Raw genomic sequence first — 16,402 nt, 5'->3', positions numbered from 1 at the left:
TAAACTAAGCCTGCGTAGATACTATATGAAAAATCTACGAAAGCGGATTTTAATTGTGAGCCAAAAGGCGCTGTCTGACTACAAATCACTGTCGTCTACGCAGTTCATTACATAAATTTGCTCGCCTTTGTGTTGAATATTATTTAGTACATATTTTTACTAGATTCTTTTTTTACTCTGCACACTGTATAAATGCTAGAATCCTCAAGTAGACAGTTAGGATACTTAGATGCCAGTTGTAACTAACTCAATCAAGTTTGGTACAGACGGCTGGCGGGGCATTATTGGTGACGAGTTCACCTTTGAACGCCTAGCCCTGGTCGCGCCAGTTGCCGCAAAAGTATTATATGATACATATTTTTCTACGGTGGGTAGCCGGACAATAATTGTCGGTTACGATCGCCGATTCATGGCTGAAGACTTTGCTCGTGCTGTTGCCGATACTGTCTCTGCTGTCGGATTTGATGTGCTACTGAGCGAGAGCTATGCCCCAACCCCAGCTTATAGTTGGGCAGCAAAAGAACTCAATGCTTTAGGGGCGCTGGTAATTACAGCCAGCCATAATCCTGGTAAATATTTGGGTTTAAAAGTCAAGGGTTATTTTGGTGGATCAGTACCGTCAGAAGTCACAAAAAAGATAGAAGAGCAGTTGTCAGTGGGAGTACCTCTAGCAGCGACCCCAGGCAAGCAAGAAAAATTTGATCCTTGGCCCAGTTATACCCAAGCGCTAGAACGTAAAGTTGATATTGCCAAACTTCGAGAAGCGATCGCATCTGGCAAACTGACATTATTTGCAGATGTTATGCATGGCGCTGCGGCTGGCGGATTGGCGAGACTACTAGGCAATCAAGTCAAAGAAATCAACTCAGAACGTGACCCCCTCTTTGGTGGCGGTGCGCCGGAACCCTTACCTAAATACCTTTCAAAGTTATTTGGAGTCATCAAAGCTCACCGAGAAACCGATAAATCAGGTTTAACAGTGGGGTTGGTATTTGATGGAGACTGCGATCGCATTGCAGCAGTAGATGGAGAAGCAAACTTCCTAAGTTCCCAAGTCTTAATCCCGATATTGATCGACCATTTAACCCTGCGGCGCGGTTTTACTGGAGAAATAGTCAAAACTGTCAGTGGTTCCGACTTGATGCCCCTTGTAGCAGCACTGCATAACCTGTCAGTATTTGAGACAGCAGTTGGTTATAAATACATTGCTGACAGAATGTTAGTAGCAAAAGTGTTGCTAGGTGGCGAAGAATCGGGAGGAATTGGCTATGGCAGCCATATTCCCGAACGCGATGCCCTGCTGTCAGCATTGTACGTCCTAGAGGCGATTGTAGAATCTGGTTTGGATTTAGGCGAGTATAATCGCTATTTGCAAAAACAGACAGGGTTTATCTCAGCTTACGATCGCATTGATTTACCCTTAGCAAGTATGGAAGTGCGATCGCGTCTTTTGCAACAACTGCAAACCAAACCCTTAACAGAAATTGCCGGGTTAGCAGTAATTGATTGCCAAACAATTGACGGCTACAAATATCGCCTCGCTGATAAAAGCTGGTTAATGATTCGGTTTAGCGGGACTGAACCAGTTTTACGCCTCTACTGCGAAGCCTCGACAATTGAGCAAGTGCATCAAACTCTTGCTTGGGCGAAACAGTGGGCGGGGTAAAATTTATTATTAGTCATTAGTCATTTGTCCTTTGTCCTTGGTAAATGACCAATGACTAATTACCAATGACCAATGACTAATTACCAATGACCAAATTACTTGTAGTAGCTACAGGAAATCCAGGTAAGTTGCGAGAAATGCAGGCTTACCTGGAAAATTCTGGTTGGGAATTAACCCTCAAACCTGAAGAATTAGATATTGAAGAGACGGGCGAAACCTTTGCCGCTAATGCTTGTTTGAAAGCATCACAAATTGCTAAAGCTACGGGGAACTGGGCGATTGCTGATGATTCGGGTTTGCAAGTAGATGCTCTAAATGGCGCACCAGGGGTTTATTCTGCACGTTACGCCAAAACGGACTCAGAACGGATTGTTAGGTTATTGAAAGAATTAGGCAACGAGGTAAATCGACAAGCACAATTTGTTTGTGCAGTAGCGATCGCTCGTCCTGATGGTGCGATCGCATTAGAATCTGAAGGTATTTGTCGTGGTGAAATTCTTCACGCACCTCGTGGTGATGGTGGTTTCGGGTACGATCCAATTTTTTATGTGCAAGAGTTGCAATTGACTTTTGCTGAGATGACACGAGAGTTGAAGGGTTCAATAAGTCATCGAGGCAAGGCTTTTACAGCTTTACTCCCCCAACTGGAGAGAGTTAGGAGTTAGGAGTAGAGACGCGATTAATCGCGTCTCTACAAGAGTAGGATTTATGAATTCTGTTAAATCTTCATTCATTTAGTCCTGACTCACAACCCATAACTCTTAACTCATAACTTTTTTAAACTGCTTCTGTGTTCTTTTCGCCAGTCCGAATCCGAATCACTTGCTCAACAGGCGAGATGAAAATTTTACCATCGCCGATTTCACCAGTGCGGGCAGCAGCAATAATTTTGTCTACCACCATATCAACCTGATTGTCGTCAACAACGATTTCCACTTTGAGTTTTTGCAAAAACTCAACGGTGTACTCAGAACCGCGATACCGTTCAGTTTGGCCTTTTTGCCGTCCAAACCCCCGAACTTCAGAAACAGTCATACCGACAATACCTGCGTTAACCAAGGCAATTTTTACCTCATCTAGCTTAAATGGGCGGATAATAGCTTCTACTTTTTTCATCTTCTTGACTCCTGACTTCTACTAGCTTCGTTTATATATCTAACCAGATCCTTTGTCTGAAGCTGTAACTACCAGTGCTTTTCCTAAAAGATATGTAATAATTACCACTTTTTTAAAGTGTAGATTCTTTGCTTGATGTTTGAGATATGAGAACCAGCAAGGATTTATTAATTAAATAATCTTTGAGGTTCTAATATAAAGAATTTGCTGTCAAGCTAGCATATTATGTAGCTTTTATAACCTAAAAATAGATAAATTCCGCTATTTAGCAGATATCTTCAAATATCTTAGAGAGTGATTACAGAGAAATTGTTCGTTAGCCTGCTGCTGACTGTGGGAGTGTCAACTAACGTTTCTGATGTTCAAACAAAGGACGTACAACGAAATATCCAGCGCTAAAGGCAGTAAGCATAATTAGCAAAATGGTGATAATTAACCACCAGCCATTGAGTCCCTTGGGATCTGACTCAGTAGTGGAATAATAACTTACTTGTTGCTCTTCTATAAAACCTGGTTCTTGTATAGGGAAATTAATTTCCATTACAGGTGTTGCAAAGTTTTGACGGCGGCTTTTTCCGGGTGGAGCTTTGGAGACAACAGGTGGACGCGGATGAGCAACCTGCTGGCGTGGAGGCGCTTGATTTACTGGTACTTTCGCGGCGCTTTTCACATTGCTAGAAGCTTGGGTGGCTTGCTGATAGCTGGGCGTAACATGGGAATCGACAAAATTTTGCAAATGAGAAAAAGAATCAACAACTTTGACAATTTCTTGGCGTAATAGTTGATTTTCTTGTGTTAGTTGCTGATTTTGGGTAGTGAGTGCATTTAGCCTCGCCTGTGCTGCTTGCAACTCTGCTGACAATTCTCTGTATACAGATAATGGTACAGAGGGAGGGTAGGCTTGAGTAGTCGGTGTTGGCGAATTTCTGTGAACAGAACCTATGGTTGTTCGCATCGGTGGCTTGGTATTAAAAATCAAGGTAAGTAGATCGTACAGAGATGCTAACAGAGATAGTCAGCCCTGAAACTATGCCCAAGAATAATAGAAAAATTCCGAAAGGGCAAAGATTTATTATGAGGGATTGGGGATTGGGGATTGGGAATTGGGGATTGGTTAATCTTCCCAGTCCCCAGTCCCCAGTCCCCAGTCCCTAGTCTCTAGTCCCCACAATTGGGAAGAAGTGTCCTACAGGACCTTGCCCTTTGCCAATATCTAAGGCGTAAGTGAGTGCAGTAGTCACATACTCCTTAGCCTGTTGCACTGACGACCACAAGTCATTTCCCTTAGCCAGATTAGCAGCGATCGCAGCTGATAGTGTACAACCAGTACCGTGAGTATTTTTTGTCTCTACTTGCTGGCAAGTCAAAACTTCCAACTTGTCCCCATCAAACCAGATATCAACGCCACGCAAATCTCCCTGCATACCGCCGCCCTTGACTAAAACAGCCTTCGTCCGTAAAGTCTTGTGAATAATTTCAGCAGCAGCTTGCATATCCTCCAAGGAATTAATTTGTAACCCACTCAAAATCTGGGTCTCGTAGCGATTCGGCGTGATGATAACTGCCTTGGGAATCAGGGTATGGGATAGAGTCTTCACAGCATCATCATCAATCAATTGTGCCCCTGTACGTGACACCATTACTGGATCAACTACTAGATTCTCGATTTCTAAAGCTTCCACCTGCTGGGCAACAGCAAAAATAATTTCCTGATTGAGCAACATTCCGGTTTTGGCAGATTGTACGCCAATATCCTCAACTACTGCCTGAATTTGCGCCACAACAGCCTCTGTTGCTATAGCATCGACCCTTTTCACTCCTAGAGTGTTTTGTGCCGTGACGCAGGTTATGGCGCTAGTACCGTGGACACAGTGAAAAGCAAAGGTGCGTAAATCAGCTTGAATTCCTGCACCACCACCACTATCTGAACCAGCAATGGTTAAAGCAACAGGTATTCTAGAGTTTATTTCAGTGTTCATTATTAAAGAGAAAGTTTTGATACAGCAGAATTAAGGAGCCAAAAAGGGCAGAACTAAAACACGCTTTATTAACTTAGCTTGTATATAACACCCAACTTGAAGTCTGCTGTATGTGTTTCTGTAGATTGCTAATTTTGAATTGGTAATTGAATAACCTTGCTTTTACCAGGATTCATCAACCGATATGGGTCAACTATTTCTTTAAATTTTAACTGTTCAGGAGCAATAACTTTTCTGCCTCCGTCTTCCATAATATACGTGTGTGGATTGCCAATATTTACACCTTGTTCTTCGTGATAGCGAATAATTTCATTGAGGCGTTCTTCTGTGGTGTAGCGAACAAGTTGCAAACCAGCAGGAACTACAGCACCGTTGAGGCGAAAAAATTCTAAATGCATCATAACTTCATCGCCAAAGTGATGATATAACTGCTCTACCACTTGCAAACTGCGAGCGCTAGGGAACATACTTTGTAAGTAGGTGATTGTAGTATCTACACTCCGGGCATGTAAGGTAGTGTGGTTCCAGCTAAATTCTATTAAATGTGTTCCTTTGGCTGCTTCCTCGGCTGGTTTTTCATAAGTAATTTGGCCGCCGTATTGCTGCACAAAACCCGGTAAGAATTCCAAACTCGATTCAGCAATTATCAAAGATACTGCGTGAGTTCCTTCAGGAATGTACTGTTGTAGGGTGTGAAAGTATTGGGGTATTGGGGATGCAAAGACAGAAATCAACTTTTTAATCATGCCATCAGCATTACCAAGAGCCTGACCAAATTTTGCTGCTGTCATAAAGTCGTCAAATGTGACAATAACTTCTGCCCAAGGATAGGCTGGCCCCAATGGGATTTCTACTTCGGTAATGATGCCGTTAATTCCCCAAGCATGATTCACCTTGTGTACATCATCACCGCGTAATTCGATCGCACGAGGTTCATCTTCTACAGTTATTACTCGCACTGCTAAGATATTACCGCGATCGCTTAGTAACCCATATTGGATCGAGCCAACACCCCCACTTCCCCCAGCAATAAATCCGCCAATTGTCGCTGTGCGGTAAGTCGAGGGTGCCATCCGAATTTCCCAGCCAATCTCTCTGGCTTTTTTATCCAAAGCCGCTAACTTCACGCCGGCTTCTACCCGCGCCACCCCCGGTTTTACCCAAGGAATCCCTTGCATCCGCGTCATATCTAAAATTACGCCACCATGTAAGGGTACGCATTGCCCATAATTTCCTGTTCCCGCACCCCTCACTGTCACGGGTATACGGTTTTTCGCACAGGCGGCTGCAACTTTTAAAACCTCTGCTTCATTGGCGGGACGGACTACAATATCCCCGACTTTTCCCTCTAGTTTCGGTATCAGTACCGGGCTAAAGTTGTGATAATCCTGGGATAATTTTGCTACTTGGGCAGAATCAGTAATGGTTTCTATACCTTCTAGAGAATTAATCAGGGCATCCAATTTTATCGTCATAGTTTTATATCCTTTTTTTGACGCATAGGGACGCACGGGTTTGCAGAGAATTAACTCCTCTGTGTTTTTAAATTTTAATTCTCATTTTTTACAGCACTTTCATGCCACTTATTTAATATAAATTGGTTTGCCTTTGAAGTAGGCAAGGATTTTAATTGCTGGGTTGGGATGTGTAATAAGACACCAGGGGTTTTTCTGGAAAATTGCTGCGACTGTAATTTTGGGAATACTTTGTGCTATTGCGTTCACGGCATCAATGCCATAAAGAAATCTACCGTACCCCCCATCAATAATTGAGTAGCGCTGGAAAGCTGAAAGTTACTCATTTTGATATTGACATCTAAACCGTAGTCTTTGTAGATACCAGTGGCCATCACCTGGTAAAATTCGCCGTGTTCTGCTTGTGCTATCCAGTTTTTACCTAACGTAACTTTATCCAACTGAGAATTGCTAGTTGATGGTTGGTTGCTGTTAGTACAAGCAGCAATAACGCTGCTACCAATCCAGATAGAAGCGTATTGAATAAAATTGCGGCGACTAAGGCGATGAATTGCTGTTGATGAGGGTGATGACAGATTCATAAAACAGTATGATGCTTTCTCCTATCTGCCGTTGTAGCTGAATCTAAATGTACATTCTAGAATCAACTTTTGATTCACTAGTGAATAGGGCTGAATTTCTAAAGCACGTTTAAAAGCTCGGATAGCTTCACCATATTCTCCTAGTGCTGCATAACACAACCCCATACCGTGAAGTGCCCCAAAATGTATCGGATTTATTTGTACAACCATCTGACAATCTGCCAAAGATTTTTGATAATCACCAATACTGTAATAGAGGAAAGCACGACGATTCCAGGCTTCGGCAAAATCTGGCTGGTCTTTAATTAGTGCCGTCAGCGCTGTTTCAGCTTCAGCAATTTCACCTGCATCCAGTAACTTTTGACTACGGTCAATTATTTCCAGCCCATAGATTCCCTTTTGCTGAAACCAGATCCGCCAGATTTTTCTGGTTGCTTTGTCCCGGACTGTAGCATCGGGGTTTTTCAACTCTTCAAGTAAGGAATTGATAGATAAAGAATCCATGAATTTGAAATCAGTGAATATACCTTTGTATTAACTTTCTCACAAAATATATCTACTGAGCCATTTTTAAAGTCATCTTTAAATTAACGCTGATTAATTGCTATTTATGAATTTCCTGTGTGATTTATTGTATTCAGCAATATGACTAATATTACACTCGACATTCAGGGTCATAAAAATAAAAACTCGCTAAAGGTAGTTGACGCATTCCTAGTGACTAATAGCTGAGAAAACATCCCTAAAGAAATAATGACTATGCCTAATTTGGGATTTACCAGAAATTAGCAAGCGCTTTGGGATTGCAGAAGCACAGTTGCGTCGTACTTTATTTGAACAAACTGGGAGCATATTTATAGCGTTGTTGACGCGATCGCCTTTGAAGGTGTTGACGGTGCATATTCTCAGCGATCTGGCTGCGATCGGTTATCCTAACAAGCCGTTGATGAAGTCTTTGTGTTTGGTGCAGATATATGGAACTGTCTGCTTATTCGCTGCACCATAAGGTATCGAGCGATTTTGTAGGCAACACTATAATGTGATATTTTATACATATTAAACAGAGGATAATTTGGATGAACATAGCTATATTATTCCTGCTTTGGGAAATGCAGACGATGCCTACACTTATTGGACACAAAATAAGCTGATTACCCATCAAACAATTACCATCAATGCAGTAGTTAATGGGAGACTTTATTAATTATTGATTAACAACTTTTACATTGCCAAAATTAGATAATTAGCTTAAATAAATTCGTAATAAATATATTGCAAAACTACAGAAAACTCTCTCAGTCTATTTCTTGAACATCTACTAAGTAAGTTGGTACAATAAATAAAATCAAACTATGTAAATAAAAATCAACTAGGCTAAAACCCTATTGCCTTATCCCAACGACAATTATTTACGCTTACTTACTTATAATATTGAATACTTAAGTTTTGAAACTGAATATGCCGACTGATTACCACTTCTAATTGATTAAAATCATAGGGTTTAGTAATACAATCATCAAATCCTGCAAGCATAGTGGATTGATCATCTTGTACCTCTGTTAAAGGTGTTACTGCAATAATTGGGATAGTAGCAGTTTTTGAATTGTGTTTGAGGTCATGAATGACTCGGTTAGCACTCAAATTACATAGCATCGTATCTAGTAGAATTAAATCTGGTTGATGAGTTTGTGCTAACATCACAGCCCTCACTCCTTGCTTGGTACAAATGCATGAAAAATTTAATATTCCTAGATGAGAATTAAGTAGCTCTAAATCATGTAGATTATGTTCTACAACCAAAATTAAAGGCTTTCCATTCATTAGCAGTTAGTCCTATCCAAAAAAGGCTACGCATAAAGACTCCGCTTATGAGGAAAACCGAGAGGTATTTTTTTCTGGTAGGAGGTTAAGTAAATATACGAAGGCGCATTTTGCCAACTAACTAGGCTATGAAATAAATAGACTGGTGTATAATCCATTAGGTTATCCATCTATGCTAAATTGCAAGAAAAACGCAGCATGATAATATCAAGCAAATAGTAGCATATATGATGCGTATACTAACAATGTTGATTAAGCGATCGCGATTTTTTGGCTAGTACTACACCTAATTTACTCAATTTAGCAGGGAGAAGGAACGCACGCTTCAAAACGCTAGATACATTTCTTTTTATTTCCCTTCTGCCTTTTCTTGTAATTGACGTGCATAAGCGATCGCTTCTGTTGGCGTTGAGACTTTACCCTCAGCTTGTGCTACAGCAATTTCTGTCAAAAGTTGTCCAATGATTGGTGAAGCTGGAATATCTAATGCTATGATCAATTCCTTCCCGCTCACTAGTAGAGAGGGATGAGCAACCAGATCATCAGGGTTAAGGTAGCGGTTGATTAAAAGTGTCAAGACAGGGCAGTCCCTTGCTTTGGTTTCCAAACTTGTAGTGACTGCTGTGTGTAGTGGCTTGTCATTAGACATCGCCTCTACCAAATTATCAAGTGCTACAGCCAATACTGCCGCAGTGGGAAACACAATATCTGCGTCACGGAATAAAAAGTATTGTTCTCGCAAGGACATATCGACTACTTGAAACTGTGGTAACAATTTCAAAGCAGTGGTTACACCCCGGATTTCGGCACGGCTATAAGTTAGTTGTTGTAGCTCTATTTCTGCTAATTCTGGATTGGGATTGACAAGACAAGCAAGTTTGGCAATACCTAACCAAGTAGTTTTGATACTATCGCGGACATAAGCTTGTAGTTGTGTCCCTAATTGTTGCCAATTTTCTGTGATTAAGGTGGCTGCACTGTCAATTGCAGCTAGTTTGCTCAAGCTTTCACGAGTAGCATTTTGGAAGAAAGGGGCAAGTAAACCATCTTCCCAAGCACTAGCGATCCAAGGAGTACCCTGAGAATTTTCCAGTAGATAGCCAATCTCTACCCGAACTCGTTCGGCTGCAACTTTGCTCAGATGTGATGCTAAAGAACAAATTGCGGTTCGGGTAGCTGGCTCAATAGTAAAACCTAATTGGGCAGCTTGGCGATAACCTCGCATTAACCGTAAAGGGTCATCTTCTAAGTTTGCGGGTGATATCATTCGCAAAATGCCCTGTTGTAAGTCTACATAGCCTTGTAGAGGATCGATAATTTCTTGTGTATGGGGATTATAGGCGATCGCATTTACTGTAAAGTCTCGTCTGTGCAAATCAACCTCTAAACTATCTCCTTCCTGTTGGGCAAAGTCGGCTGTGGCGTGAGGAAAAACCACACGAGCAATTTGTCGTTCTGCATCAAGTAAGACAAAACCAGCTTTATAATGATGAGCGATCGCTCTTGCTACCTTTACCGCCTTCGATGGTATAACAAAATCTAGATCCAGATATTCACGAGTTCTGCCAAGTAGCGCATCTCGCACAGCGCCACCTACCATGTAAGCGGGTTGTGGCAAGAACTCTAAACTAAAAGGCCAATTTTCGGGAGCTAGGGTAGAAGGAATTGATTTATGCATTGTAATAAAAATCAACCCAGCAACTCATGAATAACGGTTGGGCTTAAGTTAGATTAACAATAAAGGCCCCTGGAGTTGGTTCTATTATGTGTATTTGTGTGAACTGCCACTATGTAGACAGCTGTGTTACCTATCATGCCGTAGAAGGGCAGCACCAACAGCCTCACTTGACTGAAACACCCAGTTTTGATCCGAATGAACCTTCTATCAATGTCAATATTCGGACAAACGATGATATGATTGAGATGGAATGGGATGTTGTTGGTTGTCTCAGCTTCAAACGGGAAACGGGTAAATGGTCAAAATTGCGTCCTGGTGAATTAGTGCCGACTTGAGAAGTCAAAAGTAGTATATTCTGCCTCAGCGCATTAATAACAAAATATTGACAACTCCATCCCAAGTTTACTATTGAGAGTAAAAGTATTTAGTTTGACTTTACATACGTAGATTATTCGTGGGGATATAGCGATCGCTAAAACCCTTTCTCTTTCGTTCAACCCCGCGAAACGCCTGCTTTGTAAGCAATTTGAGGACGGTAGACTCTGATCTTATTGTCAAGAATTTAAGCTGAATGATAGGTAAATTAGATACCTACTAAAATGAACCCTTCAAAAATTGTCATAGTAAGGCTTATAAAAGGGTAGAGTTTTTCAATCACTTCCCCTCATAGGGATAAAAACAAAGTGAAAATTCATAACTATGATGTGCTTGAATAGATATATCAAACTAACTATAGAAAAACCAATATTTTAATTAACTTTGACTACAGAACTAAAACACCTTACAGTAACAAAATACGCTTTATCACTACACACCACCACTCCCGAATTAGGATTGGCGATTAGTAATTTTACTGATGATAATCGCTCTCAAATTTGGGATTTGGGGCGTGATTTATCTAGCTTAATCCATCAATATTTAATTGACTTTATCAAACCGCAAACTTGGACAGACTTGTCTTTCATTGCAGTTGCAAAAGGGCCTGGTGGCTTTACAGGAACTCGCATTGGTGTTGTCACTGCTCGAACTTTAGGGCAACAATTAGATATCCCTATATTTGCAATTTCAACTTTAGCTGCGGTGGCTTGGGCAGAAGCAGGCAAAAGTCCAAATCCAAAAACTATTGCTGTTGAAATGCCAGCCCAACGAGGTCAAATTTTTGCTGCTATTTATCAGTTTGAGCCAGATACTTGTAAACTAAAAGTGTGTTTGCCAGATAGAGTGTTCACACCGGAAGCATGGCAGGAAACTTTAGCGAATTGGAAAACTAATTATCAGCTAATTCAAGCCAAATCTGGGTTAGCAGCGACGGTAGGGAGTATTTTAGAACTAGCTAATCTCGATTGGCAAGAAGGTAAGTATCCCAATTGGTCGGAGGCTTTGCCATATTATGGGCAACATCCAGTAGAAATTTAACTGATATGTGTCACAGGGCATAAATCCAAAATCAAAACAGTAAGCCAAATCCAAAACCCCATAGCGCAGGATTAATTAAGATAGACTTGGCAATCTGCCAATGATTCTGGACACCACCGCCAAAACGCGATGCTAGTAATACACCCGAACCGTAAGTTCCTGGGAATGAACCTAACAAATCGTAAAATAACGCCCAAGCAAAGTATTCCTTGCCTACCATTGCTAAGGTAATGGGAAAACCAAGATAACATATATTACCTAACATTGCGGCTAATATCAAGCTAGCCTGAGTTGGTGGTTGGAGGACAGTATTTCTAAAATAGTCTTGTCCTTTAATGGCTAACCAAGCTAAAAATGCTCCTAGTAAAATGGCTAGGTAAGCGATGTCTACGACGGGCTGCGCCTACGCAGGTGCAATCCAAATTTGCCCTGACAAGCTGGATTGACGCAAAAAAGATACTATGCTTATGGGTACTCCCACCCAAAAAAGAAACTGTCCCAAACGTGTAGGAACTGTCACAGGTAGTTTGCGTCCCAGAATAAAACCTACCAGGACTAATCCTCCCAGCTTGACGTATAGTTCTAAAAGGTTTGTCAAGATTGCGCCTAAGAACCACAGATGTAAAATGCTACCTGTTACGTCTACTTTTGTCCAGTGCAAAATCTGTTATGGCTATCCCACAAAAACAGGAGTTTACCCTTGAATAAGGCAGGGTTTTCTGGAAAACCGCAAAACTCATCGAATGACTTTGGTGATGATATTCCAGTGGCTGTACGTGATACACCTGTTGCAGCACGCAAAATGTGGTTGCAGCCCCAAATTATGCTGATTGGCGGAGTGGTGGGATTTATCCTGCTGGCTTTAATTAGCGGTTTTTTGTTTTTCGTCACTGCACCCAAAAAAACCGCCGATTCTCAACCTTTACCAGCTACTTCTACTCCTCCGACTCCAGTACCAGTACCATCTAATAATTCTAGCGATACTGTATTAGGGCATTTTCCCTACCCAGAAGCGCCTCAGTCAGAACTAATAACCATCTCCGCAAATAGGGGCATTAGAATGCGAAAAGCTGCTGCCCAAAAGTTTGAGGAGATGGTAGCAGCAGCCCGAAGTGCAGGCGTAACTTTAGTACCAATTTCTGGCTTTCGCTCAGTTAAAGACCAGGAGCAATTGTTTTTTGGTGTTGGTGCCCAGCGAAATCAAACGCCAGCAGAACGAGCTGCCCTCAGCGCTCCTCCTGGTCATAGCGAACATCACACAGGTTATGCTGTGGATGTTGGGGATGGATCAGTACCAGCAACTAATCTCCAAACTAATTTTGACAAGACCAAGGCTTATCAGTGGCTGCAAGCAAATGCAGCACGTTTTAGCTTTGAAATGTCTTTTCCTAAAGATAATGTTCAAGGTGTGAGTTATGAGCCTTGGCACTGGCGTTTTGTTGGCGATCGCAACAGCTTGGAAATGTTCTACAAAGCCAGAAACTTGAAACCCGCTAAGATATCGCCATAAAAGACAGCAGACAGGAGTCAGGAGTAATTGGTTTTATCCCTCTCTCCTTGCTCCCTCTTTGCTAGTGGAGGCTGAAGCACTAGTTCTGTAAGGGCTGGACAGTAGTATTCAGCAATTTTTTTAGCGATCGCATCTGGTCGGGAAATTTTATCTAGATTGCAAAATAAAATTACGGTAATTTTGTCATCAATAAAGCGGGTAATGTTACTTGCAAATCCTAATATTGAACCATTATGACCAACTACTTGGTGATCGCCATAATTGAATACCCACCAACCTAAACCTGCAACATATCTCAATTTTTCCCAATCATCGCCCTGATTTGGAAAATGAGGAGTCCACATCAAATTCAGGGTTGATTGCTTTAGCAAAGTTTCACCACAAAGCGCCTGTTCCCACTTCACCATATCTTCCACACTGGAAAGTTGACCTCCAGCAGAATAGGTAACTGAGAGACTGTAATAAGATTTGTTAACAAGCTTGCTGTTTAGTAACCGATAACCAGCAGCCCGGTGCGGCACTATGTCACTGGGATTATTCATCACGGTTGCATTCATTCCCAAAGGAGCAAAAATTCGTTCTTGTAACAAATCTTCATAAGATTGTCCAGTTACCTTTTCTAGGATCAAACCCAGTAGATAATAGCCTGTGTTGTCATAGGCGCTAAACTCACCCGGTTGGAACTTGAGGGGTAGATGAGTAACTAAAGCCAAAATTTCAGATTTCGATAAATTAAGATGGGTAATTTCCCAGTAGTTTGGGGCATCGGTATAGCTAGGAATTCCAGACTGATGAGACAAAATATGCTGGATTGTGACATTTTGCCATGTTATAGGTAGATCGTCGAGATAGTCTGCGATCGCATCTTCTAGCGAAATTATTCCTTGTTCTAACAGCATTATTATGGCTGTAGCCGTGAAAGTTTTACCAACAGACGCAACTTCATAAACTGTGTGTTCATTCGCTGAAACAGAGTGTTCAATATTCGCCAGCCCATAGCCCTTAACTAAAACAGGTTCACCTTCCTGCACCACTGCAATAGAAATTCCTGGAATCTGGTTTTGAGTCATTATGGCTTGAATATAGTCGTCAATCACAATTGACCTCATTTTTGTATCGAGATGAGAGGCACAGGAAAATAATCAATTCCCAATCCACAATTTCATGCTTTCTTAAGCGTTGGTTTCTGATACTTACCTGGATACTTACGCTGAAAATATTCCTCCATAATTTGTAAGATCATTGGCGCAGCAATGCTACCACCGCCACCGCCAGAATGTTCCGCAAATGCCACAATTACAAATTCTGGCTGTTCAGCAGGTGCATAAGCACCAAACCAGGCGTGATTTTGCTTAACACGTCCCTTCCAGGCTTCGGCAGTACCACTCTTACCCGCGACTGGGGGAACTGTTGGCTGCTTCAAAGCCCTACCAGTCCCTTCCGCTACTACTTTCCGTAATCCTTGCCGGAGAACACTAATGGTTGTCGGCTTCATATTTAAAGATTCTCGCCAGCTTTTTGCTTCTTCATTGTCTTTAAGCAAATGTGGCTGGATTCTATAGCCACCATTCGCGGGTACGGCAAACATGATGGCAACTTGTAAAGGTGTAGTTTGTAAAGCACCTTGACCAATTGACATATTAATGCTGTCGCCTACAGTCCAAGGTATCTTCCAAGCTTTCTGCTTCCATGCCTCATCTGGTACTAAACCTTTTGCTTCTTCGTTGGCAAACTCAAAGCCAGTTTTTTTACCAAATCCATACTTGCGAGTCCATTCAATTAAAGTTGGGCCGCCGACTCCGCGACCAATTTGATAGAAGAAGGTATCACTACTCCACTGTAATGCTCCGACAAAACCCAATGGGCCGAATCCGGCATGATTCCATTCACCAAATCGGGTACCACCAAAACTTAAGGAACCGTAGGTTTGCAAGACTGTACTAGGAGAAAATTTACCTGATTCCAGACCGGCTGTGGTGGTGACAATTTTGAAGGTGCTAGCGGGTGGAAAGGCGCTGAGGGCGCGATTGACCAAAGGATGATCTGCACCTTGTACAGTTTCCCAATCTTTTTGGCTGAGTTTCTGCTTCGAGAAAATATTGGGGTCAAAGGTAGGGTGAGATACCATTGCTAAAACGGCACCGTTCTTTGGGTCAAGTGCCACGATCGCACCGTCGCGATCGCCTAAAGCTTTTTCTGCTGTCTTTTGCATATTTAAATCTAGGCTCAAGTGCAAATCTTTACCAGGCTTCGCCTGCTTCTCACCCAAAACCCTGAGCGGCCGACCTGCGCCATCGACTTCTACCTGTTGACCCCCCCATTCGCCCCGCAGACTTATCTCATAAGCTTTTTCAACACCCATTTGACCAATCACATCACCTAATCTGTAGCCCTCCTGCTTCTTTTCTTTTAACTGGTCGGCGGTCAGTTCTCGCGTATAGCCTAATACATGAGCTAATTCCTTGCCGTGGGGGTAGTAGCGAACGGCTTCTGTATGAATTTCTACATCTTTAAGTTCTGTTTGATACTCCTTCAATGCCGTAATTTGTGCTTCGTTCAAGTTACGAGCAATCCGTATAAGTGAAGAAGAGTTAGCGCCTGCCTCTTCTAATTTCTTCTCCATCTCTTCTTGGGGAACCTCAAGAATTTGAGATAGACGTGCCCCTACAACTGACCACGCAGGCTTGGTATGTGCCATCGGCCACAAATATACAGAGCGAGGATAGCGAGTACTGGCTAAAAGTTTGCCATTACGATCAAAAATGTTACCCCGTTCTGGTTGTTTGGGAATCATCCGAATTCGATTTGACTCAGCTCGTTTTCGGTGGCTTGCTCCTTCAGTAATTTGCAAATATGCCAAACGAACACTGATTCCCGTCAACATTAATAGAGTAAATATAATTAAAAATAGTGGCTGAAAACTCTGTCCAACTGTACGTTTATTTTGTTTTGTGCCAAGTGGAGATGGTTTAAGTATAGTCATAAGACAAAGATGATTTCAAAGTTAAGATTATCTGTAAACAACTCTGCTGAATTCTTAGCAGGTATTTAAGGGCAAACTAATAAGCAGTGATTAATTGTTTTCAATTAATACCATAAGCTCATCTCTTCCATTGTGTCGCCCAAAGGCTTTTTGAATTTTGAACTTTGCACAATAGTA

The 16,402-nt window shown here is 41.9% G+C and carries 17 protein-coding genes and 1 pseudogene; 7 read left to right on the top strand and 11 right to left on the bottom strand.

Annotation, left to right across the window (positions count from 1 at the left end):
- Positions 1-229: 229 nt before the first annotated feature.
- Positions 230-1,666 (top strand): phosphoglucomutase/phosphomannomutase family protein, encoded by a 1,437-nt coding sequence (locus tag FBB35_RS31805; protein ID WP_174712937.1) that lies wholly within the window; start codon positions 230-232, stop codon positions 1,664-1,666.
- Positions 1,667-1,752: 86 nt separating this feature from the next.
- The gene (rdgB, locus tag FBB35_RS31800) at positions 1,753-2,331 is read left to right on the top strand and encodes an RdgB/HAM1 family non-canonical purine NTP pyrophosphatase (RefSeq protein WP_174712936.1); all 579 of its coding nucleotides are present in this window, start codon (positions 1,753-1,755) and stop codon (positions 2,329-2,331) included.
- A gap of 112 nt (positions 2,332-2,443) precedes the next feature.
- On the opposite strand, the gene FBB35_RS31795 is transcribed toward rdgB, so the two are convergent.
- From FBB35_RS31795 to FBB35_RS31770, 6 genes are all read right to left on the bottom strand, one after another.
- Entirely contained in the window at positions 2,444-2,782 is a 339-nt protein-coding gene (locus FBB35_RS31795) for a P-II family nitrogen regulator (RefSeq protein WP_012410794.1), read from the bottom strand.
- Between the two features lie 346 nt (positions 2,783-3,128).
- Positions 3,129-3,737 carry a cell division protein ZapB gene (locus FBB35_RS31790; RefSeq protein WP_174712935.1) on the bottom strand — a complete coding sequence of 203 codons (609 nt, stop codon included), beginning with the start codon at positions 3,735-3,737 and terminating at the stop codon, positions 3,129-3,131.
- A 196-nt stretch (positions 3,738-3,933) separates the two neighbouring features.
- On the bottom strand, positions 3,934-4,761 hold the full coding sequence (gene thiD, locus FBB35_RS31785) for a bifunctional hydroxymethylpyrimidine kinase/phosphomethylpyrimidine kinase (RefSeq protein WP_174712934.1): 828 nt from the start codon (positions 4,759-4,761) through the stop codon (positions 3,934-3,936).
- Between the two features lie 128 nt (positions 4,762-4,889).
- Complete coding sequence (locus tag FBB35_RS31780) at positions 4,890-6,236, bottom strand: FAD-binding oxidoreductase (RefSeq protein ID WP_174712933.1); 1,347 nt, start codon at positions 6,234-6,236, stop codon at positions 4,890-4,892.
- A gap of 245 nt (positions 6,237-6,481) precedes the next feature.
- On the bottom strand, positions 6,482-6,817 hold the full coding sequence (locus FBB35_RS31775) for a hypothetical protein (RefSeq protein WP_174712932.1): 336 nt from the start codon (positions 6,815-6,817) through the stop codon (positions 6,482-6,484).
- 21 nt (positions 6,818-6,838) lie between these two features.
- The gene (locus FBB35_RS31770; RefSeq protein ID WP_114084950.1) at positions 6,839-7,321 is read right to left on the bottom strand and encodes a tetratricopeptide repeat protein; all 483 of its coding nucleotides are present in this window, start codon (positions 7,319-7,321) and stop codon (positions 6,839-6,841) included.
- Positions 7,322-7,583: 262 nt separating this feature from the next.
- Between FBB35_RS31770 and FBB35_RS31765 the strand changes: the two genes are divergently transcribed.
- Entirely contained in the window at positions 7,584-7,823 is a 240-nt protein-coding gene (locus FBB35_RS31765; RefSeq protein WP_174713846.1) for a hypothetical protein, read from the top strand.
- A gap of 66 nt (positions 7,824-7,889) precedes the next feature.
- Entirely contained in the window at positions 7,890-8,021 is a 132-nt protein-coding gene (locus FBB35_RS35630) for a hypothetical protein (protein WP_302480938.1), read from the top strand.
- A 215-nt stretch (positions 8,022-8,236) separates the two neighbouring features.
- Here the strand turns inward: FBB35_RS35630 and FBB35_RS31760 are convergent, their stop codons facing one another.
- Both FBB35_RS31760 and FBB35_RS31755 read right to left on the bottom strand, forming a co-directional pair.
- Positions 8,237-8,638 (bottom strand): PleD family two-component system response regulator, encoded by a 402-nt coding sequence (locus FBB35_RS31760; RefSeq protein ID WP_174712931.1) that lies wholly within the window; start codon positions 8,636-8,638, stop codon positions 8,237-8,239.
- A 349-nt stretch (positions 8,639-8,987) separates the two neighbouring features.
- A complete protein-coding gene (locus tag FBB35_RS31755) occupies positions 8,988-10,316 on the bottom strand; it encodes a CCA tRNA nucleotidyltransferase (protein ID WP_174712930.1) in 1,329 nt (442 codons plus the stop codon).
- An 86-nt stretch (positions 10,317-10,402) separates the two neighbouring features.
- On the opposite strand from FBB35_RS31755, the gene FBB35_RS31750 reads away from it, so the two are divergent.
- Together FBB35_RS31750 and tsaB are read left to right on the top strand one after the other, a co-directional pair.
- Complete coding sequence (locus tag FBB35_RS31750) at positions 10,403-10,651, top strand: Ycf34 family protein (RefSeq protein ID WP_174712929.1); 249 nt, start codon at positions 10,403-10,405, stop codon at positions 10,649-10,651.
- Between the two features lie 424 nt (positions 10,652-11,075).
- Positions 11,076-11,732, top strand: coding sequence for a tRNA (adenosine(37)-N6)-threonylcarbamoyltransferase complex dimerization subunit type 1 TsaB (tsaB, locus tag FBB35_RS31745; RefSeq protein WP_174712928.1), 657 nt, complete (start codon positions 11,076-11,078; stop codon positions 11,730-11,732).
- 34 nt (positions 11,733-11,766) lie between these two features.
- On the opposite strand, the pseudogene FBB35_RS31740 reads toward tsaB, so the two are convergent.
- Positions 11,767-12,330: pseudogene (locus FBB35_RS31740) on the bottom strand (AEC family transporter); the annotation flags it as partial.
- Positions 12,331-12,432: 102 nt separating this feature from the next.
- On the opposite strand from FBB35_RS31740, the gene FBB35_RS31735 reads away from it, so the two are divergent.
- Entirely contained in the window at positions 12,433-13,242 is an 810-nt protein-coding gene (locus tag FBB35_RS31735; protein WP_174712927.1) for a D-alanyl-D-alanine carboxypeptidase family protein, read from the top strand.
- Positions 13,243-13,259: 17 nt separating this feature from the next.
- Here FBB35_RS31735 and FBB35_RS31730 read toward each other — a convergent pair whose 3' ends face one another.
- Together FBB35_RS31730 and mrdA are read right to left on the bottom strand one after the other, a co-directional pair.
- Entirely contained in the window at positions 13,260-14,339 is a 1,080-nt protein-coding gene (locus FBB35_RS31730) for a serine hydrolase (protein ID WP_174712926.1), read from the bottom strand.
- Between the two features lie 65 nt (positions 14,340-14,404).
- On the bottom strand, positions 14,405-16,225 hold the full coding sequence (mrdA, locus tag FBB35_RS31725; RefSeq protein WP_174712925.1) for a penicillin-binding protein 2: 1,821 nt from the start codon (positions 16,223-16,225) through the stop codon (positions 14,405-14,407).
- Positions 16,226-16,402 lie beyond the last annotated feature (177 nt).

The organism is Nostoc sp. TCL240-02, from assembly GCF_013343235.1.
Taxonomy (GTDB): Bacteria; Cyanobacteriota; Cyanobacteriia; order Cyanobacteriales; family Nostocaceae; genus Nostoc.
The sequence above is the reverse complement of the archived record's forward strand: the minus strand, read 5'-3'. Positions and strand labels throughout refer to the sequence as shown.

What these genes read in the sequence shown, in the direction of transcription:
- FBB35_RS31805 (WP_174712937.1), top strand. Translation starts at nt 230, where the DNA reads ATGCCAGTTGTAACTAACTCAATCAAGTTTGGTACAGACGGCTGGCGG.
- rdgB (WP_174712936.1), top strand. Translation starts at nt 1,753, where the DNA reads ATGACCAAATTACTTGTAGTAGCTACAGGAAATCCAGGTAAGTTGCGA.
- FBB35_RS31795 (WP_012410794.1), bottom strand. Translation starts at nt 2,782, where the DNA reads ATGAAAAAAGTAGAAGCTATTATCCGCCCATTTAAGCTAGATGAGGTA.
- FBB35_RS31790 (WP_174712935.1), bottom strand. Translation starts at nt 3,737, where the DNA reads ATGCGAACAACCATAGGTTCTGTTCACAGAAATTCGCCAACACCGACT.
- thiD (WP_174712934.1), bottom strand. Translation starts at nt 4,761, where the DNA reads ATGAACACTGAAATAAACTCTAGAATACCTGTTGCTTTAACCATTGCT.
- FBB35_RS31780 (WP_174712933.1), bottom strand. Translation starts at nt 6,236, where the DNA reads ATGACGATAAAATTGGATGCCCTGATTAATTCTCTAGAAGGTATAGAA.
- FBB35_RS31775 (WP_174712932.1), bottom strand. Translation starts at nt 6,817, where the DNA reads ATGAATCTGTCATCACCCTCATCAACAGCAATTCATCGCCTTAGTCGC.
- FBB35_RS31770 (WP_114084950.1), bottom strand. Translation starts at nt 7,321, where the DNA reads ATGGATTCTTTATCTATCAATTCCTTACTTGAAGAGTTGAAAAACCCC.
- FBB35_RS31760 (WP_174712931.1), bottom strand. Translation starts at nt 8,638, where the DNA reads ATGAATGGAAAGCCTTTAATTTTGGTTGTAGAACATAATCTACATGAT.
- FBB35_RS31755 (WP_174712930.1), bottom strand. Translation starts at nt 10,316, where the DNA reads ATGCATAAATCAATTCCTTCTACCCTAGCTCCCGAAAATTGGCCTTTT.
- FBB35_RS31750 (WP_174712929.1), top strand. Translation starts at nt 10,403, where the DNA reads ATGTGTATTTGTGTGAACTGCCACTATGTAGACAGCTGTGTTACCTAT.
- mrdA (WP_174712925.1), bottom strand. Translation starts at nt 16,225, where the DNA reads ATGACTATACTTAAACCATCTCCACTTGGCACAAAACAAAATAAACGT.